The organism is Halorubrum saccharovorum DSM 1137 (genome assembly GCF_000337915.1).
Taxonomy (GTDB): domain Archaea; phylum Halobacteriota; class Halobacteria; order Halobacteriales; family Haloferacaceae; genus Halorubrum; species Halorubrum saccharovorum.
Map to the genome: position 1 here is coordinate 85,735 of NZ_AOJE01000005.1, position 21,094 is coordinate 106,828.

Genomic DNA, 21,094 nt, shown 5'->3' on the forward strand with positions numbered 1-21,094 from the left:
GGTCATTCCGGAGTGCGGACCGTGAACACGGGAACGTCGGCGGTTCGGACGACCTTCTCCGTGACGCTGCCGAGCAGGTACTTCTCGATCCCGCTGCGCCCCCGCGTCCCCATGACGATCATGTCGGTTTCGTCGGCGGCGTACTCCGTGATCTTCGCGTGCGGGTCTCCCTCCTCGACCCGCGTGACCACGTCCACGTCCCTGTCGCGGAGCCGCTGTTCGAACTCCTCGGTCACCTCCTCGCCCTCCGCGCGGAGGGAGTTGACGTTCTTGCTGCCGCCGGCGCCGACGCCGGCGTACGTCGTGTTCACGACGTAGAGGACGTGGACCCGCGCGTCGAAGGCCTGCGCCTGACTCACCGCGTGCGGAAGCGTCCGCTTCGATGCCTCGCTGCCGTCGGTCGGGAACAGAATCTCGTCGTACATATGTCGAATGGGTGTTGATCGGCCGCGCCCCCGGCGGTCTACCAGCCGAACAGCTCAGGGGCGACGTCGGCCGAGGCGTGTTGCGCACCGTCGTCCGCGGGGTCTTCGGTAGTCTCGGGGTCCTCGACGGCCGTCGCGGAGCCCTCGGTGATGGCCGCGGTCTCGTCCGCCACCGAGCCGATCGAACGGTCAGTCATCGGACGACGCGACCTCCGGATTCGCGGCCGTCGTCCCCTCCTCGGCGAACGGGTACCACGACTGCTTCGCGTCGGTGAGCGACGGGTCGACGTAGTCGGTCTCCTCGGGCTCGCACAGCTCCGCGAGCGTCTCGTCGTCGGTCGCGTCCGCCCACTCGCGGAAGGTCTGGCTCGACTCGCGGCGCTCCGCGAACGCCTCGATCAGGTTCCGGATCGCGCCGGGGGCCTCGTCGGCCGGCACCCGCTGCTGGACGTACTCGACGAAGGAGGGCTCCTCGCCCATCCCGCCGCCGACGCCGATGTCGACCGCCTCGACCATCTCGCCGTCCTTCCGCGCCCGCATGCCGAGCAGCCCGATGTCCGCCGTGTTGGCCTGGCCGCAGTCGGCGGTGCAGCCGGAGAAGTGGATCTTCAGCTGCTTGACGTCGTCCGGGAGGTCGACGTTGTCGCGGAGCCAGCGGAGCATCGTCGCCGTCCGGGTCTTGGTCTCGACGAGCGCGATCGAGCAGAACTCGGTGCCGGTACAGGCCATCGCGCCGCGGACGAACGGGTTCGGCTCGGGCCGGTGTTTCGCGAGCAGCGGCTCCGCGAGCAGGTCGTCCACCCGGTCGGGCTCCACGTCGACGATGATCGGGTTCTGCCGGCGCGTGAGCCGGACCTCGCCGGTGCCGTACTCGTCGGCGAGGTCCGCCAGCTCGACGGCCTCCTCGGCCGGCAGCCGGCCGACGGGGACGCTGAGACCGACGTACCGCCTGCCGTCACCCTGCTCGTGGACGCCGGTGTAGTCCTTCTTCCCGTCGTCGGGGGCCGACCCGGCGTTGTACGTGTACTCGTCGCGGATGTCCTCGCCGGCGGTCCGCAGGTCGCGGTCGACGTACTCCTCGTCGAGCAGGTCGCGGATCCAGTCGGTGCCGTGGTCGTCGACGAAGAAGCGCGAGCGGTTCTTCGCGCGGACCTGCCGGTCCCCGTGGTCGTGGTAGAGCTCGACGAAGCCGCGGACCACGTCGTACGCCTCGTCCGGGGTCACGAACACATCGAGGGGGCGAGCGACGCGGGGCTCGCGACCGCCGAGCCCGCCGCCGACGCGAACGTTGAAGCCGAGCGTCTCCTCCCCGTCGATCTCCTTTTCAGCCGGTTCGAGGCCGATGTCGTTGATCGCGTCCTGCGCGCCGCCCTCGGGGGTCCCGGAGATGCTGATGTTGAACTTCCGGGGCATGTTACAGAGGTCGTCGTCGCCGCGGATCTCCTCCTGGAACCGTTCCAGTAGCGGGAGCGTGTCGATCACCTCGTTCGCGTCCTTGCCGGCGACCGGGCTGCCGGAGATGTTCCGCATCGTGTCGCCGCCCGACGACCGGGTGGTCACCCCGACGGCCTCCAGTTTCTCCCAGATCTCCGGGATATCCTCGAGTTCGATCCAGTGGAGCTGGACCGACTGCCGGGTGGTCAGGTCGATCCAACTGTCGCCGAACTCGGGGTTCGACACCGGTCCCGAGGCGTAGTCGCGGGCGACCTCGGCGATCGCGCGGAGTTGGCCGGGCTCTAAGATCCCGTTGGCGTTGGTCAGCCGCAGCATGAAGTACCCCTCTTGGCCCGAGCGCTGGTGGAACACGCCCCAGAATTTGAACCGGGTGAACCACGCCTCCCGCTCGTCTTCCGGGATCGACTCGAACCCCGTCTCAGCGAACTCCAGTATCTTCTCCCGCACCTTGTCGCCGTACAGCTCCGATTTCCACTCCTCCTTTTTGTTCGCCATTACCGATCACGCTCGTCGTCAATGAACAACCTCTCCGCACCTATACTGGCCGAATGGTGGGTCATCTCGGGTAGAAGTTTACAGGATAGCATAAAGTACTTCGGTTTTTATAAAATCACAAAATAAGAAGTATAACGGAGCGATCGAAAAGGCGGGCGCCAGAGCGGACTATATTTTCTCTCTCAAGATAAGAAATTATATTCCCGGTAACGGAGCGAGCCAGAACTTCACAAATGGAATCGAGCTGTCGAGCGTCGTGTGGGCCGGAATCGATCTCCGGGCGGCCACGCCTAAGCGATTCCCGACCAGCCACGCCTCCGTCGCCGTTCGCGATCGCGCCTCGACTGTGCCGGCGACGCGCGTTGCGGGCGGGACGCCCACGTGCACGAGCGGAAGGCCACGTGGGCGGGTATGCGCATGTTTGTTTAGAAATATCCCAAATAAAGCGGAGATTTGTTATATATACCGCATATATTCCCATACCAAAACAATTATAGCGGAGATAAGGTATGTAATATTCAGATATCAACTGATGCGACACTACGTGTGCGGGCCACCTATTTCGGACCGGCCACGGATCGGAACCGCCGGCGTACCGCCCGCTTCGGCGCGGCGCGAGACCACCACCGGGGAGCGGGACCGCCGATGAGCGATTGGACGCCGACGACGTGCATGCGGTGTGCGGTCGGGTGCGGTCACCTCCAGCAGGGGTACACCAACAACTACGGACTCGACACGGTCCGGGGCGACGCGTCGCACCCGGTCAACCGCGGTCTCGCCTGCCAGCGCGGCGTCAGCGAGACCGCGGATCCCGGCGGCGACTGGCTGACACGGCCCCTCGTCAGGGAGGACGGCACGCTCGTCCCCACCAGCTGGGAGACGGCGATCGGGACCGTCGTCTCGCACGTCGAGGACGCGCTCGCCCGGACCGCAGACGGGGTCGCCGTCCTGGGAAGCGGCCAGCAGACGAACGAGGCGGCGTACGCGCTGGGGAAGCTCGCGCGGGGCGGGTTCGGCACCCGGTACTACGACGCCAACACCACNAGCGGCCAGCAGACGAACGAGGCGGCGTACGCGCTGGGGAAGCTCGCGCGGGGCGGGTTCGGCACCCGGTACTACGACGCCAACACCACCCTCTGTATGGCCTCCGCCGTCACGGCCTACTACCAGGCGTTCGGGAGCGACGCACCGCCGCCGACGTACGAGGACATCCCCGACGCCGAGACCCACGTGATCTGGGGCGCGAACCCCGCGGTGGCCCACCCGGTGATGTACCGCTGGATCGCCGACAGCGCGGGCGACGACGACAGCGAGCTGATCGTCGTCGACCCCGTCGAGAGCGAGACCGTCGACGACGCCGACCTGCACGCGCAGGTCGACCCCGGCACCGACCTGGCGTTCGCTCGGGCGGTGTTGGCGCAGGTCGTCGCCGACGGCGGCGTCGACCGCGAGTTCGTCGCCGAGGCGACGACCGGCTTCGAGGCGACGGTCAACTCGTTACCGTCGGTCGACGAGGCCGCCGAGACCGCCGGCGTCTCGGTCGACACCGTCGCGCGCGTCGCCGACGCCCTGACGGACCCGACGCTCGTCTACTGGGGGATGGGCGTCAACCAGAGCGTCCAGGGGACCGCGACCTCGCGGGCGCTCATCGACCTCTGTCTCGCGACGGGGAACCTCCGGCCAGGGAGCGGTCCCTTCTCTTTGACCGGGCAGGCGAACTCGATGGGGACGCGAGTCTGCTCGTCGAAGGGGACCTGGCCCGGCCAACGCGCGTTCACCGACCCCGAGGAGCGCCGGACGATCGCCGACGCGTGGGGGGTCCCGCGAGAGCGGCTCCCGGACGATCCGGGGCCGGGTCCGGTGGGGATCGTCGACGCGGTCGTCGACGGCCCGCCCGAGGTGTGTTGGACGGTGGCGACGAACCCGGTCGCGGGGATGCCCGACGGCGACCGCGTCCGCGAGGCGCTCGACGAGACGTTCCTCGTCGCGCAGGACGCGTTCCGGACTGAGACCGTGGAGCTGGCGGACGTGGTGCTGCCGGCGGCGACGTGGGGCGAGTCAGAGGGGACGGTCACCAACATGGAACGCCGGATCTCGCGGGTCCGCGCCGCCACCGAGACCTCGCCGAAGATCAAGCAAGACCTCGACATCATCGTCGCGATCGGCGCCGCGATCGACGACGGGCTGTTCCCGCGAGCGTCCGTCTCGCCGGAGTCGGTGTTCGAGGAGCTGCGCGAGCTGACGGCCGGGACGCCGGCGGATCTGTCGGGAATCTCGTACGACCGGCTGGAGGCGGAGCGCGCGGTCCGATGGCCCGCGCCGTCGCCGGAGGCCGAGAGCGGCTACCGCTACGTCGGTGACGACGGGTGGTCGTTCCCCACGCCGTCGGGTCGCGCGCGGTTCTCGACGGGCGCCCACGACGGCCTCGCCGAGCCGACGGACGACGAGTTCCCGCTCACTCTGACGACCGGGAGGCAGGCCGACGCGTACAACACCGGCGTCCGCAGCCGGGGTGACGGGAGCGGCGGGAGCGACGCGACCCCGATGGCCCGTATCCACCCGGAGACGACGCTGGAGTACATCGAGGCGTTCGACCGCGGGGAGACGGTCGTCGCGTCGCGCCGGGGGTCGGTGACGGTCGCGGTCAACCCGGACGACGGCGTGCCGAAGGGGATGGTGTGGCTGCCGATCCACCATCCGGCCGTGAACGCCCTCACGCTCCCGGTCGTCGATCCCGAGTCCGACGAGCCGAACCTCAAGCAGTGCGCGGTCGACGTCCGAGCGCCGCGACCGACGAACCCGTTGGTTCACGAGGGCCAACCCGCGGCGGACGGCGAGCCGGCCTCGACGGACGACTGACGCTCCGGCGCATGCCGTCAGACCGCGCCTGCGGCGACCGTCTCGATCCCTATACTACATCGTTATTCATGCGAAAAAAGAGTTATGCCAGATGAGAAAAAAGAGAGCCCAGACCTATCCGGAAACAGCAGACGAATGAATCGATCAACGCGTTCGATCGGGACAAACCCGAACCGAAATTGCCAATGAGTGATCGTAAACCAACAACCTGTATGCGATGTGCGGTCGGCTGCGGCTACCGACAGCGCGCCGGTGACGGGGGGCGGTTCGTCGACGTTCGCGGCGACGACGACCACCCGACGAACGACGGAGCCACCTGTAGTCGGGGCGTCCGCGAGACGGTCGACCCGAGCGGCGAGCGGGTGACCGAGCCGCTGATCCGCCGCGGCGGGACGCTCCGGCCGACTGACTGGGACACCGTTCTCGGGACCGTCTCGGTGCGGATCGTCGAGGCGCTCAGGCAGGGGAACGACAACGTCGCCGTCCTGGGGAGCGGCCAGCAGACGAACGAGGCGGCGTACGCGCTGGGGAAGCTCGCGCGGGGCGGGTTCGGCACCCGGTACTACGACGCCAACACCACGCTGTGTATNAGCGGCCAGCAGACGAACGAGGCGGCGTACGCGCTGGGGAAGCTCGCGCGGGGCGGGTTCGGCACCCGGTACTACGACGCCAACACCACGCTGTGTATGGCTTCGGCGGTGCGGGCGTACACGCAGGCGTTCGGGAGCGACGCACCGCCGCCGACCTACGACGACGTCCCGGACGCCGAGACCCACGTGATCTGGGGCGCGAATCCGAAGATCGCTCACCCGGTCTTATACCGGTGGATCGCCGACAGCGCGAGCGACGACGGCGATCTGATCGTCGTCGACCCCGTCGAGAGCGAGACCGCGGCCGACGCCGACCTCCACGTTCGCCCCGAGCCGGGGACCGACCTGGCGCTGGCGCGGGCCGTGCTCGCGCGGGCCGTCGACGACGGACTCGTCGACCGGGAGTTCGTCGAGCGCCACACCGAGGGGTTCGAGGCCATGGTCGGATCGCTTCCCGACATCGAGGTCGCGGCCGAAACCGCCGGGGTGTCGGTCGAGCGCGTCTCCGAGCTGGCCGCGGCGTTCGACGCTCGAACCCTCGTCTACTGGGGGATGGGCGTCAACCAGAGCGTCCAGGGGACGGGAACCGCCCGCTCGCTGATCGACCTCTGTCTGGCCACCGGAAATCTGGGACCGGGAAGCGGCCCCTTCTCTTTGACCGGACAGGCGAACTCGATGGGGAACCGCGTCTGCGCCTCGAAGTCGTCGTGGCCGGGGTACAGGGCGTTCGACGACACCGCACACCGCAAGGCGATCGCCAACGCGTGGGACGTTCCCCTGAACCGACTCCCCGACTCGTCCGGGCCGGGGTTCGTTCGGATCGTCGACGAGCTGGCGCGGGACAACGTCGACGTCTGCTGGACGGTGGCGACGAATCCGGTGGCGGGGATGCCCGACGCGAACCACGTCGAGAGCGCCCTCGACGACACGTTCCTGATCGTCCAGGACGCGTTCCGCTCCGACACCGTCGAGCTGGCGGACGTGGTGCTGCCGGCGGCGACGTGGGGCGAGTCCGAGGGGACGGTGATGAACATGGAGCGCCGCGTCTCGCGGGTCACGGCGGCCCGGGAGCCGCCGGAGGGCGTCCGGCAGGACGTGGACATCATCGGCGCGGTCGCCGACCGGGTCGTCCCCGAGCTGTTCGACTCGACTCGGCCCGACCCGGGAGCCCTGTTCGACGAGGTCAGCGCCCTGACGCGCGGCACGACGGCGGACCTCTCGGGGATCTCCTACGAGCGGCTCTCCGAGGAGCTCGCCGTCCGGTGGCCCGCCTCGGACGCTACCAGCGAGGGCGGGTACCGGTACTACGTCGGGGGCGGCGGCGCTGCGGAGGCCGGTGCCGCGCCGCCAGCCGACGGCGACGACCGGTGGTCGTTCCCCACTGAATCGGGCCGAGCCCGGTTCTCGAACGCGTCGCACGGCGGCGTCCCGGAGCCGATCGACGGGTCGTACCCCCTCACGCTCACCACCGGCCGGCGTCCGGACGCGTACAACACCGGGGTCCGGACTCGGCCCGACGCAGATATCGGCGCCGACGCCGCCGACGGCGACGGGAGCGACGAGGTCGACGGCGCGACCGCCGCGCGGATGCATCCGGAGACGATCGCCGACCACCTGCAGGCGTTCGACCGCGGGGAAACGGTGATCGAGTCCCGCCGCTCGGCGGTGACGGTCGGGGTCGCGCCCGACGCCGACGTGCCGCCGGGGCTCGTCTGGCTCCCGGTTCACAACCCGGCGGCGAACCGGCTCACGCTGTCCGCCGCCGACCCCGACTCGGCCGAGCCGAACCTCAAGCAGTGCGCGATCGCGCTGCGAGCGCCGGACCGGACCGCCACCGAGGTCGCCGGCGGGTCGGGACAGCCGAACGGGACCGGCTCCTACCCCTGAACCGGGTCGTCGGCCGTCGATCCCCTTTTTAACGGCTTATTTCGCGACAGCCGCTCGCTTTCCGAGACGCCGTCGACCTCGCGGGTTGTCACCGGCGGCTTTGCCGCCGGTTTTCAGAGAGCCCTCCGGTCTCTCGCTACTCGCGGCCACCGGTGACGCCGCTCGCGGGCGCAGCGAGGCGCGAAGCGCCTCTGGCAGCCGGCGCGTAGCGCCGGCGACGCCGCCCGCGTCATCGCGTACCGGTCTCACATACGATCGTGATTAAAGAATTAAAACGGATCGCCGAACAGCTCGGCGGTCGGCGCTTTTCAGATAATAGCGAGATAAGATACCCACTTTTTAATTTCGGCTGTTTTTCTGGGAATACTTTCCAGAGAGAACGCTTCTTGAGGATACCGAAGTGTTTACCTTCAAAATTCTAATTTTGTCAATCGATTTGTTTATTAATATCTAGTCTGTGTTTCTGGTTCGTAAGAAATACCATGTACAACCAATTCGAACCGGGATCGGTTTGCGGTCCCGGTTCCGACGCCGCCGGATCCGCGTCGAACCGCATCCTTCCGTCGGAGGAGGCGGTCGATCGGACGAGTGAGGCTCACGACGACGCAACCGCCCTCGGTCGCTCCGCGGGAGGTGACTCGCGGTGAAGCTCACCGACCTGCTGTACGGGAAGTACCGGAACCTGGTCCTCGCGACGGCGATGTTCAACCTCGGGTTCGTGATCTGGTTCTCGTTCGCGCCGTTCACCGGCGGCATCGCCGAGGAGTTCGGCCTCTCGGTCCAGCAGCTCGGCGTCGTCGCGAGCGCCGCCGTCGTCGCCGTCCCGCTCGGTCGGATCGTCATCGGGCCGCTGACCGACCGGTTCGGGGCGAACGTCACGGGCGGCGTCACGCTCGTGACGGTCGGCGCGTTCGCGATCGTCAGCGCGTTCTCGCAGTCGTACGAGGTGTTCATCGGGTCGCGGATCGTCGCGTCGCTGTCGGGGATCACGTTCGTCATCGGGATCCAGCACGTCGCCGAGTGGTTCGAGGAGGAGAACCTCGGCACCGCCGAGGGGATCTTCGCCGGGATCGGCAACGCCGGGGCCGGGCTGGGCGCGTACTTCACCCTGCCGCGGATCTTCGGTGAGGGATACGTCGACCCGATCTTCGGCTCGGCGTTCCTCGCCACCTCGTCGAACTGGCGGGCCGCGTTCTTCTACACGGGCGTGCTCGCCGTCTTGCTCGGGACCGTCTACTACGTCTTCGGTGACGCCGCGAAGAGCGAGGCGAAGCGGGAGGCGACGAAGGCGGGCGTGAGCTGGGACCAGTGGCGCTTCATCGCAACCCGCTACGGCGCGGTCGTCCTCTCGGTGGCGTACGCGATGACGTTCGGGCTCGAGCTCGCGATGAACGGCTGGCTCGGGACCTACTACCGCGAGGCGTTCGGGCAGGGCGACGTGGTGATCGCGGCGACGTTCGCGGCCTCCTTTTCGGTCGCCGCCGGGCTCCTCCGGCCGATCGGGGGGTACGTCAGCGACCGCGTCGCCCGCAACGAGACGAGCCTGCTCCCCGTCTTCGAGGGGCAGTACCGCAACCAGTGGACCTTCGCCACGCTGGGGTTCGTCGTGCTGTCGATGTTCGGGATGACGCTCGCCGGCCTGACAGGGAACATCTACGTCGCGGTCTGCGCCGGCTTCCTCGTGGGGGTCGGCTGCGCGTTCTCCGAGGGCGCGATCTTCGCGCAGGTGCCCGCGATGTTCCCCGACAACTCCGGGTCGGTCGCGGGGATCGTCGGCGGGATCGGCACGGTCGGCGGGGTCGTCTACCCGCTCGCCTTCTCCGCCGCGTACCTCCCGAACCTCCACGTCGGCTACGCGATCGTCGGCGCGTCGATGATCCCGATCCTAGCGCTCACGGCGTGGGTGTTCCAGCCGAAGATCGCGGAGCGCGCGAACGACGACGGGTGGCTCGTCTCCGGCGAGCGGGTCGTCGCGACCGGCGACGACGACTGAGGCGCGGGGGGTCGGTGGATCCCTTGAAACTCAGTCCCGGCGGTGGCCGAGCGGCTTCTTCTGGTCGACCTCGACCTCGACGTGGATCGAGTCGGGGAAGTCGCGGGCGACGACCGCGCGGGCGATGTCGTCGGCGCCGTGGATCTCCATCGAGCGCTTGTACACGTCGTAGCTCCACGGCGAGAACTCGTCGCCGGCGCGGAGTTGCTTGTAAAGCGGGACGCGGACGGTCTCGGCGGGCGTGGCGTGCGGGCCCTTGCACTCCGCGCCCTTGCGTTCGAGCGTCGACTTGAGATCCTGGACGGTCTCGGCGAGCACGTCGCGGTCGCCGGAGGCGAAGGAGAGTTTCGTGACGAAGGTCATGGCTGGGGGTCGTCCGGGTATGGAGGCCCGAGGAGTAAAAACGCATCTACCGAGCGCGAGACGCTACATCCAGCCTCAAGAGCGTCGTATAAAAACCTCTGTGTCGGGCGACTAACGCCGCGTAGATCGGTCGAAAACGGCTGCAACGGCCGGTGCATTCGCGACTCCGACACCCTCTTTAGGGGCGGTTGCTTACCTGACGGTAATGACGGTCGAAGCGACCAGCGCTGGAGCCATCCTCTTCCGCGACACCCGCGGCGAACGGGAGTACTTGCTCCTGAAGAGCCGGCCGGGGGACTGGGAGTTCCCCAAAGGCGGGGTCGAGGGGGACGAGGAGCTCCAGCAGACGGCGATCAGGGAGGTCGGCGAGGAGGCCGGGATCGAGGATTTCCGGCTGATCGACGGCTTCCGCAAGGAGTACGACTACGTGTTCGAGGCGAACGGCAACACCATCCACAAGACGGTTCACCTGTTCATCGCGCGCTCGTTCGAAGCGAGCGCCGAGATCTCGAACGAACACCGCGACCTGCAGTGGCGCGACTACGACCAGGCGCTCAACACGATCACGCAGACCGGGCCCCGCGAGATCCTCGAAGACGCCCACGACTACCTCGACGAGCGGAAAGACGAGGAGACGGGCGACTACGTCTGATCGGGTCGTCCCGCGCTGCCCCGCCCCGTTCACTTTTAAACACCGGCCGACTACCGCAACCGTGACTCCGGACGCCGAGTTCAGCTACGAGCTCTTGGTCTGTCGGTACGCCGAACTTGCGTGGCATCCGAGCGACGGCCTCGGCGACGATCTCCGTCCCTCGATCGTCGCCCGCCAACTGGGGACCAAGGAGCGCCGCTGGGACACTCTCGTGATCGAGGTCGATCCGGCGGCGTTCGCGGCCCGGCGCCGGTTCGGAGACCGGACCATGGACTCCGACCTCCTCCACGTCGTGCGCCACGCCCCCGCCGAGTGGGCGTGGTACCGCGACGCGCTTCCGCATCCCGGTTACCCGTGGCGCTACGTCCGACAGGCCGTCCACCGGACCGCGGGCCGTGATCTGATCGAGAAGCGCCGCGACGGCAACCGGATCCGGATCCGCCGGAAGCGACCGTACCCGGACTGGGTCGAGCGGATCGTCGCGATCGAGAACAAGCCGGACCTGGACCGATCCGCGGCCGACAGGCTCGCCGATCAGTTGGCTCACGACGTGGAGACCGGCCTCGCCGACGAGGCGTGGCTCGCCACCGAGACGACCGGCGAGCGCGTCGAGCCGGCGCTGCTCCGCGAGCTGCCAGTCGAGGCCGGCATCCTCGCGACCGATTTCTCCGGGGGCGTCGACGCCGACGCGGCCGACGTGGCGTGGCACCCGAGCGGTTTGGCGCCCGCGGAGGGAGAGCGCCGCGACCCCGAGACCGAGACGCTGCGGCTGGAGATCGCCGAGCGCGCCTACGGGAAGGGGTGGCGCTCGTACCACGAGACGATGCGACCCGACTGTCGGCACTTCGAACTGCGGCGCGAGGGGCGGGCCCTCGTTCCGTACTGCGCGGCCAAGGAGAAGGTTCCAACCTCCCGCGAGTGCTCGGGCTCCTGCCCCTCGTTCTCGCCCGAGCCGCCGCAGTGGCGGACGAAGGGCTGGCCGATCGAGGGCGGCCCCGGGAAGGGGTTCAAGCGGGTGTTGGCCCGACGGCGAGCGCGCGAGCGAGACCGGGCCGAAAGCGTTGAGTGAGCGGCGGCGCCAACCGGCCGTATGAGGGTCCCGAACCCGTCGCTCTCCGAGTACGCGATCAACACGGCGGTCGTGGTCCTCACGCTGGCGGTCCTCCAGTACACCGGCTGGCTCTCCGACGACCCAGCCGGACTCGACCCGGCGTTCCTCATCGCGGTCGCGGTTATGTTCCCGGCCTTCTCATACCTGATCGCTCTCGTCGTGGCGAACGTGCGATCGAACGGGGAGTAAGGGTCACGTCGGAACCGGCCGAGTCGCCCGCGGACGACCCGCGGCCCCCGCCTACGCGAGCGCCGCCGCCAGCTTCTCGACCGGGTGCGGCGGTTCGGGGGCACCGCCGTCGCGCTCCTTCAGTTGGCTCCGGCAGGAGGCGCCGGGCGCGACGACCTCGTCGCCGTCGCTCTCCGCGACCTGATCGAAGAGGACTCGGCCGATCGCCTTGCTCATCGAGTAGTGCTCGGCCTCGTAGCCGAACGAGCCCGCCATCCCGCAACAGGAGGAGTCGAGCGGGTCGACCCCGTACCCCGCGCGCCGGAGCACGCCGACCGCGTGGTGGTCCTTCTTCGTCGCCTTCTGGTGACAGTGGCCGTGGTAGGTGAGCGACTCCGTTGGCGCGTCGAGAGCGATCCCCTCGTCGAGCCGGTGAGCGTCGACGTACTCCATGACGCCGTAGGTGTTCCCCGAGACGGTCGCCACGTCGGCGTCGGGCACGTCGCTGGCGTCGCCGTCGAGCAGGTCGTGGTAGTCGCTCTGGAGCATCACGGCGTCGGTGGGTTCGACGACGACCACGTCCCAGCCGTCTCGCACGTCCGGCGCGAGCGTCTCGACGGCGTCCCTCGCCGCCGCGCGCGACTCGTCGAGCATCCCCTTCGAGTGCGGCGGGCGACCGCTCCCGTCCACGTCCGGAATCGCGACGTGGCAGTTCGCGGCCTCCAGCACGCGCACCGCGGCCTTCCCCGCGCCGGGGTTCGTGTAGGTGGTGTACACGTCGGGGAACAGGAGTACGTCGCGGTCGGCCTCGGCGCGGGGGACCCCGGCGCCCCCGCGGGCCTCGAACCAGTCGGTCAGGCTCTCCGAGCGGAACGTGGGGAGGTCGCGCTCCTTCGCGATCCCGAGTACCTTCTCGGTGACGAGGCCGGCTCCGGGGAGCTTCGCGTGGAGGTTCGAGAGCGGCGCGAGCGCCGAGCCGAGCGGTGCCAGCCGCTCGAAGTTCCCGAGCAGTCGCGTGCGGAGGTCGATCCCGTGCTCCTCGTGGTGCGCGTGCTCGACCTCGGCCTTGAGCTTCGCCATGTCGACGCCGCTCGGACAGTCGACCTTACAGCCCTTACAGCCGACGCACAGATCCATCACCTCGGTGACGAACTCGTCGTCGGTCGGGTCGTCCGGGAGCTCGCCGTTCATCGCTCCGCGGAGCATGTTCGCCCGGCCGCGAGTCGCCTGTATCTCCTCCTCGGAAGCGCGATAGGTCGGACACATCACGCCGCCGGTGGTCTCCTGTGGACCCCGGCAGCCCCCGCAGCCGTGACAGAGCTCGACCATCCCCTGCATCCCGTTGTCGATCGCCCACTCCATCGCGGGGTCGAAGCCGGCGTCGTACTCGTACTCCGAGCCGAACCGGAGGTTCTCGCCCATGTCGAAGTCGCCGCAGACGTTCCCCGGGTTGAGCAGCCAGTCGGGGTCGAAGGCGGTCTTCAGGTCGCGGAAGGCGTCCCAGAGGTCCTCGCCGTACAGCTTCCGGTTCCACTGGGTCCGAGCGCGGCCGTCGCCGTGCTCGCCCGACACCGACCCGCCGAGCCGGACCACGGCGTCGGTGACGCGGTCGGCGATGTCGACCATCGCGTCCACGTCGTCGACGTCCTTCGTGTTGATCAGCGGTCGGACGTGGAGCACGCCCGGCCCGGCGTGCGCGTAGAACGTCGCGAAGGTGTCGTTGTCGTCGAGGATCTCCTGGAACTCGCGGGTGTACTCGGGGAGGTGTTCCGGGGGGATCGCGCAGTCCTCGATGAAGGAGATGTGCTTCTCGTCGGTGGTGCGCGAGAGGAGGATCGGGAGCCCGGACTTGCGCATCTTCCAGAACCGGTCGCGCTTCTCGGGGTCGTGCGCCTCCATCGCGTCGACCGCGCGGCGCGGCTGGCTCGTCGTCTCGTCGGCGCCCTCCCGCGGGTCGGCCTCGGTCTCGGGGACGACCGCGTCGGCGACGGCATCCGCGTCGGCGACGGCCTCGTCGGCGGCGCCCACCCGGTCCGCGATCAGGTCCGCGACCTTCCGTTTTCCCTCGGCGTCGCTCTCGGCGTAGAACTCGACGAGGAGGACGGAGTCGGTCCCCTCGGGCAACATCCCGACGACGTCCTCGAACTCCGGCGTGTCGGCGGCGAGCCCCAGGAGCACGTCGTCCATCACCTCGACGGCCGCGGGGCCGTGTTCGAGGATCGGCGACACGTCCTCCATCGCGTCGAGGAGGTCGTCGTAGGTGAGCAGCGCGACCGCCTTCGTCTCCGGGATCTCGACGAGCGAGACGGTCGCCTCCGTCACCGTCGCGAGCGTCCCCTCGCTGCCGGCCATGAGCCGACCGAGGTTGACGACGCCCTCCTCGCGGTACTCGCCCCGGTACTCGGCGAGCAGGCGGTCGAGGTTGTAGCCGGAGACGTTCCGCTTCATCTCCGGGAAGCGGTCGTCGATCGCCTCCGCCTCCTCGTCGAGGATCCGGACGACCTCGGCGTGGATCCGCGGCAGGAGGTCGTCGGCGTCGGGGTCAGCGGACTCCCTGAGCTCCTCGACGGCGACCTCGCCGAACGTCGTCACCGTCCCGTCCGCGAGCACGACCTCCAGCTCCTCGACGTAGTGGTCGGTCTTCCCGTACTTCAGCGAGTGCGACCCGGTGGAGTTGTTGCCGATCGCGCCGCCGATCGCGGACTTGTCGCGCCACGCCGGGTCGGGCGCGAACTTCAGCCCGTCGGGTTCGACCGCGGCGTTGAGGTCGCCGACGTACGCCCCCGCCTGCGCCCGGGCGGTCGCCGCGTCGGGGTCCGTCGAGATCACCTCGTCCATCGAGTCGGTGAGGTCGAGGACGACCGCCTCGTTGACGGTCTGTCCCGCGAGCGAGGTGCCGCCGCCGCGGGGCAACACCGGGATTCCCTCCTCGGAGCAGTACTCCTGGACCGCCGCCACGTCCGCCGTCGACTCCGGCATCACGACGCCGATCGGCGTGACCTCGTACGCCGACGCGTCGGTCGCGTACAGCCGCTTCGAATACTCGTCGAAGCGCACGTCGCCGTCGACGCGGTCCTCCAGCGCATCGACGAGTTCTGGCCGCTCCACCGTCCCGCCCGTGTAGTCGAAGTCTCCCCCGTCTCGCGGGTCCGGCGTGTTGGTCGCCATGCGAACCCCTCTCGGTCGAACGATGAAAAACCTCCCCCCGGCTGGCGGGCCGCGGGTTTCCCCCTCCCGGACCCCGGGAGGCGACACAAACTCCATATACTCGCCGCCTGACAACCCGACATGTCACTCGCCGACCGAACGACGTTCAAGCGTCGACTCGACGACCTCGGTGTGACGGTCACCGAGGGCCCCCGGAGCGCGTGCGCGGAGTTGGTTGACGAGGCCGCGGGTGAGCCGGCCGTCGGCGTCGCGCGCGCCGCCGCCGAGCTCCCCGACCGGGTCGAGACCGAGCCGACGACCGCAGACCTCCGCGAGGCTCACACCGGCGTCACCGCGGCGGAACTCGGCGTCGCCGCGTACGGCAGCGTCGCGATCGAGGCCGACAGAGCGGGAACCGAGCCGGTGAGCCTCTTCGTCGACCGCCACGTCGTCGTCCTCCGCGAGGCCGACCTCGTCCCGGACATGCCGGACGCGTTCGAGTGGCTCGGGCCCAGGGCGCGCGACGAGTCGAGCGACGTGGTGTTCGCGACCGGTCCCAGCGCCACCGCCGACATGGGCGGGCTGGTCCACGGCGCACACGGGCCGAAGGAGGTTCACGTGGTGCTGTTGCGGGACGAGGAGGCGGACGGGGACGCGGCGGGCGAGTCGGGGGCGGACGGGGACGCGGCGGGCGAGTCGGGGGCGGACGAATCGGAGGCGACCGACGATGAGTAGCGACGCCTCGAAGGCCGACCGCATCCGCGAGTTGATGGCCACCGAGGGCGACGCGGTCGCCGAGAACACCCGCGGGTTCAACGAGGGGCGGATCGAGTCGACCGGGCGGCTCGACGACTACGAGGAGCTGAAAGGCGACGCCCGCGAGATCAAGGAGGACGCCATCGGCCGACTGCCGGAGCTGATCGACCGGGTGAAAGAGTCGGTCGAAGCCAACGGCGGGACGGTGTACCTCGCCGACGACGCCGCCGACGCGAACCGGTACATCGCGGAGCTGACCGCGGAGGAGCGCGACGCCGACCGCCTCGTGAAATCGAAGTCGATGACTTCCGAGGAGATCGAGGTGAACGAGGCGCTGGAGGAGGAGGGCGTGGAGGTGGTCGAGACCGACCTCGGCGAGTGGGTCCTGCAACTGGCCGACGAGGCGCCCTCTCACATCGTCGCGCCGGCGATCCACAAGTCCCGCGAGGGGATCTCGGAGCTGTTCGCGGAGCGGTTCGACCTCGACGACCCGCCGGAGACCGCCGAGGAGCTCACCATGTTCGCCCGCGAGCGGCTCGGAGAGCTGATCGAGGACGCCGACGTGGGGATGACCGGCGCGAACTTCATCGCGGCCGACTCCGGCACCATGCTCCTGGTCACCAGCGAGGGCAACGCGCGGAAGACGGTGACCGCGACCGACACGCACGTCGCGGTCGCGGGCGTCGAGAAGCTCGTCCCGACCGTCGAGGACTTCGCCCCGTTCGTCGAGCTGATCGGTCGGTCCGGGACTGGACAGGACGTGACCTCCTACATCTCGACGCTGACCCCGCCCGTCGGATCGCCGGTGCCGGACTTCCGGAACGACGCGGATCCCCTCGCCGACGGCTCGGGGGACGACCGCGACTTCCACCTCGTCCTCATCGACAACGGGCGCATGGCGATGCGCCACGACGAGGAGCTGAAGGAGACGCTCTACTGCATCCGGTGTTCCGCCTGCTCGAACGCCTGCGGCAACTTCCAGAGCGTCGGCGGCCACGCGTTCGGCGGCGAGACGTACTCCGGCGGCATCGCGACCGGCTGGGAGGCGGGCATCGAGGGGCTCGATACCGCCGCCGAGTTCAATGACCTGTGCACCGGCTGTTCGCGCTGCGTCCCGGCGTGTCCGGTCGAGATCGACATCCCGTGGATCAACACGGTCGTCCGCGATCGGATCAACCGCGGCGAGGTCGACTCCGGGCAGACCGACTGGCTGTTCGAGGAGCTGGTCCCCGACGAGGAGCCCGCGGGACTCGATCTGGGGACGCGGGTCGTCGGCAACTACGAGACGGTCGCGAAGCTGGGGAGCCTCGCCGCACCGATCGCGAATCGGCTCGCCGACGCCGGCCCGCTCCGCGCGCTGGCCGAGCGCGTGACAGGGATCGACCGTCGACGCGACCTGCCCGAGTTCGCGAGCGAGTCGCTCGTCGACTGGTTCGAGCGTCGGGGCGGCGCCGCGGTCCCCGCGGACGACGCGGCCCGAGAAGCCGTGCTCTACCCCGACACGGCGACAAACTACGTCGACGTCGACCGCGGGAAGGCGGCGGTGCGCGCGCTGGAGGCGCTCGGGGTTCACGTCCGGGTTCCCGACCTCCCCGGAAGCGGCCGGCCGCCGCTGTCGCAGGGGATGATCTCGACCGCGAAATCGTCGGCGGAAGACGCGTACGCCGGGCTCGCGCTTCACGTCGACGCCGGCCGCGACGTGGTCGTGGTCGAGCCGAGCGACCTCGCGATGTTCCGGAGCGAGTACGAGAAGCTCCTCCCGGCGTCGTCGTTCGAGCGGCTCGCCGACGCAAGCTACGACGTGATGGAGTACGTCTTCGGACTGCTAGAGAACGGCGGGGACCCGGGCGCGCTCCGGGCGCCCGCGGAAGGCACGGGACCGGTCGCCTCGGGGAAGCGGGTCGCCTACCACCCGCACTGCCAGGCGCGGACGATCGGCGTCGGCGAGCACGCGACCGCCGTGATGGAACGGCTCGGCTACGACGTGCGCGTCTCCGAGACGGAGTGTTGCGGGATGGCCGGCTCGTTCGGCTACAAGACGGACTACTACGAGCTGAGCATGGACGTGGGCGAGCCCCTCCGCGAGCAGTTCGGCGACACCGACCGCACGGTCGTCGCTTCCGGCACCTCCTGTGGCGAACAGCTGGACGCGCTGTTGGGGACGCCGCCGATGCACCCGGTGGAGCTGGTCGCGCCGCGGGAGTGACCCCTCTCCTCACCCCGTATCCCGCCCGCTCCGTCTGACGGGCGTCGTTCGACAACGAACGCTTAATAGGCGCGCTCGTGACCGTATCGCATATGAACGCTGCTCCGGAAGAGATCACGTCTCTCGTCGGTCGCGAGGTGTACTCGAACAACGGCGTCTTCGTCGGCGAGATCGAGGACGTACGCCTCGATCTGGACGCGCAGTCGGTGACCGGGCTCGCGCTCGCGGAACTCAACCACGAGCTGTTCGCCGGTCGCGTCGGCGGGAACACGGGCGTCATCGTCCCGTACCGGTGGGTCCGGGCCGTCGGCGACGTGGTGCTGATCAACGACATCATCGAACGGCTCGACACCGGGAGCGACGAGGCCGAGGCCGAGCCGGAAGTGGAGGTCTAGCGAACGACCGGGCAGTCCGGCGGGCCCAGCGGACGGTCGAGGGCGTCAGAAGGGGAGCGCGTCTCGCAGGCTCGTCAGGAATCCGCCGCCCTCCCGCCGCTTGCGGTCGAACACCGGGTACAGCGCGTCGAGGAACTCCGTCTCGTTTTCGAACCGGCTCTGTGGCACCTCGTCGAGCGCCTCGCCGAGCGTGATCGTCCGGCCCTTAGCGTCGTAGGGGATCTCACGGTCGCCGAGGGCGTCTCGGACCTCCTCGGCCGTCGCCGGGAACGACACCTCCGCCTCCTCGATCCGCTCGTCGAGCACGGCGATACCGAACTCGATCGCGTCCGGCTCCGAGGATCCGCCGCCGGGTGGGCGTGCTGCCATTGCGGGACGGTACTCGCTCGGGACGTTTTAAACCCATGCTCGGATCGCGGGCGCCGATAGATCGCTGTCCGTCTCTTGGGCGCGACCACTCCGAGACGTGACCACTCCGGGACGCGATCACTCCGGGAGCGTCTCTTCCGGCGGCGCCGCGTCGAGGACCCCGAGCTCGATCCCGTCGCCGGCGCGATCGAACGCGGCGACCGAATCGTCGTCGTACGGCGGAACGGTGACGAGCACGACCGCCGCGAGGTCGTCCGTCTTCGACACCCCGAGGAACCCGTCCGGGTGCGAGACGAACCGCGCGCCGCCCCGGCCCGCGGGCGTCCCGATGTCGACGCCGAACACCGCGTTCACCGACCCGCCGACGCCCGCAGGCGTGAAGTGGGTGAGCACTGGAGTCACCGGATCGAGCCCGGTGTCCTCGCCGAACTCGCCGGCCCGCGTGGCCGAGAGCTTCAGGCTCGTCTCCTCGGGGTCGCGCTCGGCGGCGTGGTCGAGCAGCACCGTCAACAGGTCGCGCGTGACGTGGATCACGAGCGGAGCGGTACCGACACGGTCAGATCCCGATCGCCGAGCGGAGCGTCTTCGCGTAGAGGCCGAGCGCCTTGCGGCGCGACCCGGAGAGCGCGTCCTCGACGGCGAGGGCGGCCCGCTCGTCCACGCCCACGCCGTGCCCCACGCGAACCCGCTCCGGGTTCAGCCCGGAGAGCGCCTCGATCGGCGGCGTCAGCCGCAGCATCGGGTGGACGCCGAGCCGCTCGCGGTCGCCCCGGAAGTACGAGGCGGAGCCGAGCGATTCGGGGACGATCAGCGTCTCGCCGTCGAAGAAGCCGACCTCCTGCCACGGCGGGACCGACGAGTCGCGGATCCGGAACGCCTCGAACCCCGAGTCGGCCACCCGCGAGCCGAACCGCTCGACGGGCGCGTCGATCTCGTCGGCGACGCCGGTCATCCACTCTGCGACGTAGACGGGAACGTCGTGTCGGGTCGCGATCTCGGCGCTGTCGCGCTTGTGACGGTCGAGCCCGATCACGACGCCCGCGACCGCCCCGAGCCCTTCGAGCAGGTCGTCGACGCCGGGCGCGTCGACCGGGTCGAACACCCACACGTCGTCCGTCTCGCTCTCCTCGTTCGGGACCGCGACCGCGTGGCTCGCCCGCTCCATCCCCTCGTCCGGGTACGCGATCCAGCCGACGCCGCGGCCGAAGCGATCGATCTCGTGGAGCTCCGCGTCGCCGTCAGATTTCAGTCCCATAACACGTGTTTGGTCCGGATCCCTTTCAACCCGTCTCCGGCGGAACCGCCCCTGAGGCTCCCGAGTCGGTCGCCGATTGTCGCTACCCTCCGAACTGAAAACACGATGAGTTATAATTCTGGTAGTGACAAGGCGACGGTATGAGCATCCTTGTCGAATTCTCGATCTCCACCGATCGCTTCGCGCTCGGCGACTTCATCAGCCGGTACGAGGGGTTGGAGGCCGAGCTCGAACGGATCGTCCCGACGGAAGACCGTGCGATTCCGTACGTCTGGGTGACCGGCCCTCCCGAGACGCTCGACGAACTGACCGACACGCTCGACGAGAGTGGGAAGACCGACGACGTCACCGTGCTCGACGATCTGTCGGTCAACAACTCGGGAAACCGCAGTTACCTCTACCGCATCGAGTGGGTCCTCGACGACCTCGACATCATCAAGGGGATCATCTCGGCGCAGGGGTCGATTCTCGAAGGCGAGGCGAGCAACCACTACTGGCGGCTCCGGTTCCGGTTCGAGAAGCACCAGCGCGTCGCCGAGTTCTATCAGTACCTCGCCGACAACGAGATCACCGATTTCACCATCGACAGCATCTACGAACTCACCAATTCGAGCGGTCGTGATTCGAAGACGCTGACGCCGCAGCAACGCGAAGCGCTGACCGTCGCCGCGCAGGACGGATACTTCGATATCCCCCGCGAGACGAACCTGAAAGCGATCGGTGACGAACTCGGAATCACCCAACAGGCGACCTCCGAACGGGTTCGTCGGGGCGTGCGAAACGTCGTCTTCGACACGCTCAACCTCCCAGAGACGTCTCGGGACTAGCTCCGGGAGTATTTGTATACCCCTGTCAGTACAAGCAGGACACAGGGCACGGTTATTCCTGTTCAGGGCGAGTGGGTTTATACCCGTAACGCGGTAGACAACGCGACGGATAGTGCCGACCCAGCCCATCCGAACCTATCA

General features: G+C 68.9%; 18 protein-coding genes. 10 read left to right on the forward strand and 8 right to left on the reverse strand.

The window, feature by feature from the left end:
* Positions 1-2: 2 nt before the first annotated feature.
* Genes C471_RS00460 through C471_RS00465 form a run of 3 tightly spaced genes read right to left on the reverse strand, consistent with a single transcriptional unit; the run spans position 3 to position 2,375 of the window.
* The gene (locus C471_RS00460) at positions 3-425 is read right to left on the reverse strand and encodes a universal stress protein (protein ID WP_004045773.1); all 423 of its coding nucleotides are present in this window, start codon (positions 423-425) and stop codon (positions 3-5) included.
* A gap of 38 nt (positions 426-463) precedes the next feature.
* Positions 464-622 (reverse strand): hypothetical protein, encoded by a 159-nt coding sequence (locus C471_RS17325; RefSeq protein ID WP_160163118.1) that lies wholly within the window; start codon positions 620-622, stop codon positions 464-466.
* Complete coding sequence (locus tag C471_RS00465) at positions 615-2,375, reverse strand: nitrite/sulfite reductase (RefSeq protein WP_004045775.1); 1,761 nt, start codon at positions 2,373-2,375, stop codon at positions 615-617. Before C471_RS00465 ends, C471_RS17325 begins: the two co-directional genes overlap by 8 nt.
* A 645-nt stretch (positions 2,376-3,020) precedes the next feature.
* On the opposite strand from C471_RS00465, the gene nasA reads away from it, so the two are divergent.
* From nasA to C471_RS00480, 3 genes are all read left to right on the forward strand, one after another.
* Positions 3,021-5,234 (forward strand): assimilatory nitrate reductase NasA, encoded by a 2,214-nt coding sequence (gene nasA, locus C471_RS00470; RefSeq protein WP_049908900.1) that lies wholly within the window; start codon positions 3,021-3,023, stop codon positions 5,232-5,234.
* Between the two features lie 185 nt (positions 5,235-5,419).
* Positions 5,420-7,711: a molybdopterin-dependent oxidoreductase gene (locus tag C471_RS00475; protein WP_049908892.1), complete on the forward strand. Its 2,292-nt coding sequence runs from the start codon at positions 5,420-5,422 to the stop codon at positions 7,709-7,711.
* Between the two features lie 643 nt (positions 7,712-8,354).
* Entirely contained in the window at positions 8,355-9,704 is a 1,350-nt protein-coding gene (locus C471_RS00480) for an MFS transporter (RefSeq protein ID WP_004045783.1), read from the forward strand.
* Positions 9,705-9,734: 30 nt separating this feature from the next.
* Here C471_RS00480 and C471_RS00485 read toward each other — a convergent pair whose 3' ends face one another.
* Complete coding sequence (locus C471_RS00485; RefSeq protein ID WP_004045785.1) at positions 9,735-10,067, reverse strand: uS10/mL48 family ribosomal protein; 333 nt, start codon at positions 10,065-10,067, stop codon at positions 9,735-9,737.
* A 205-nt stretch (positions 10,068-10,272) separates the two neighbouring features.
* On the opposite strand from C471_RS00485, the gene C471_RS00490 reads away from it, so the two are divergent.
* The 3 genes from C471_RS00490 to C471_RS00500 all read left to right on the forward strand — a co-directional run bounded on the left by C471_RS00490 (position 10,273) and on the right by C471_RS00500 (position 12,019).
* Positions 10,273-10,719 carry a bis(5'-nucleosyl)-tetraphosphatase gene (locus tag C471_RS00490; protein WP_004045787.1) on the forward strand — a complete coding sequence of 149 codons (447 nt, stop codon included), beginning with the start codon at positions 10,273-10,275 and terminating at the stop codon, positions 10,717-10,719.
* A gap of 61 nt (positions 10,720-10,780) precedes the next feature.
* Positions 10,781-11,788: a DUF5787 family protein gene (locus tag C471_RS00495; RefSeq protein ID WP_004045789.1), complete on the forward strand. Its 1,008-nt coding sequence runs from the start codon at positions 10,781-10,783 to the stop codon at positions 11,786-11,788.
* A 21-nt stretch (positions 11,789-11,809) separates the two neighbouring features.
* Entirely contained in the window at positions 11,810-12,019 is a 210-nt protein-coding gene (locus tag C471_RS00500) for a hypothetical protein (RefSeq protein ID WP_004045791.1), read from the forward strand.
* A 51-nt stretch (positions 12,020-12,070) separates the two neighbouring features.
* Here C471_RS00500 and C471_RS00505 read toward each other — a convergent pair whose 3' ends face one another.
* Positions 12,071-15,166 (reverse strand): FAD-binding and (Fe-S)-binding domain-containing protein, encoded by a 3,096-nt coding sequence (locus C471_RS00505; RefSeq protein WP_004045793.1) that lies wholly within the window; start codon positions 15,164-15,166, stop codon positions 12,071-12,073.
* Positions 15,167-15,286: 120 nt separating this feature from the next.
* On the opposite strand from C471_RS00505, the gene C471_RS00510 reads away from it, so the two are divergent.
* From C471_RS00510 to C471_RS00520, 3 genes are all read left to right on the forward strand, one after another.
* On the forward strand, positions 15,287-15,880 hold the full coding sequence (locus C471_RS00510; protein ID WP_004045795.1) for an LUD domain-containing protein: 594 nt from the start codon (positions 15,287-15,289) through the stop codon (positions 15,878-15,880).
* Positions 15,873-18,107 (forward strand): LUD domain-containing protein, encoded by a 2,235-nt coding sequence (locus C471_RS00515; RefSeq protein WP_004045796.1) that lies wholly within the window; start codon positions 15,873-15,875, stop codon positions 18,105-18,107. Before C471_RS00510 ends, C471_RS00515 begins: the two co-directional genes overlap by 8 nt.
* Before the next feature lie 92 nt (positions 18,108-18,199).
* Positions 18,200-18,502, forward strand: coding sequence for a PRC-barrel domain-containing protein (locus C471_RS00520; protein ID WP_004045797.1), 303 nt, complete (start codon positions 18,200-18,202; stop codon positions 18,500-18,502).
* A gap of 45 nt (positions 18,503-18,547) precedes the next feature.
* On the opposite strand, the gene C471_RS00525 is transcribed toward C471_RS00520, so the two are convergent.
* From C471_RS00525 to C471_RS00535, 3 genes are all read right to left on the reverse strand, one after another.
* On the reverse strand, positions 18,548-18,871 hold the full coding sequence (locus tag C471_RS00525; protein ID WP_004045798.1) for a DUF5789 family protein: 324 nt from the start codon (positions 18,869-18,871) through the stop codon (positions 18,548-18,550).
* A 117-nt stretch (positions 18,872-18,988) separates the two neighbouring features.
* Complete coding sequence (locus C471_RS00530) at positions 18,989-19,405, reverse strand: hypothetical protein (RefSeq protein ID WP_004045799.1); 417 nt, start codon at positions 19,403-19,405, stop codon at positions 18,989-18,991.
* A 22-nt stretch (positions 19,406-19,427) separates the two neighbouring features.
* Positions 19,428-20,120, reverse strand: coding sequence for a hypothetical protein (locus tag C471_RS00535; RefSeq protein WP_049908901.1), 693 nt, complete (start codon positions 20,118-20,120; stop codon positions 19,428-19,430).
* Between the two features lie 146 nt (positions 20,121-20,266).
* Here C471_RS00535 and C471_RS00540 point away from each other — a divergent pair, with 146 nt between their 5' ends.
* Positions 20,267-20,953, forward strand: coding sequence for a helix-turn-helix domain-containing protein (locus C471_RS00540; RefSeq protein WP_004045801.1), 687 nt, complete (start codon positions 20,267-20,269; stop codon positions 20,951-20,953).
* Positions 20,954-21,094: the final 141 nt, after the last annotated feature.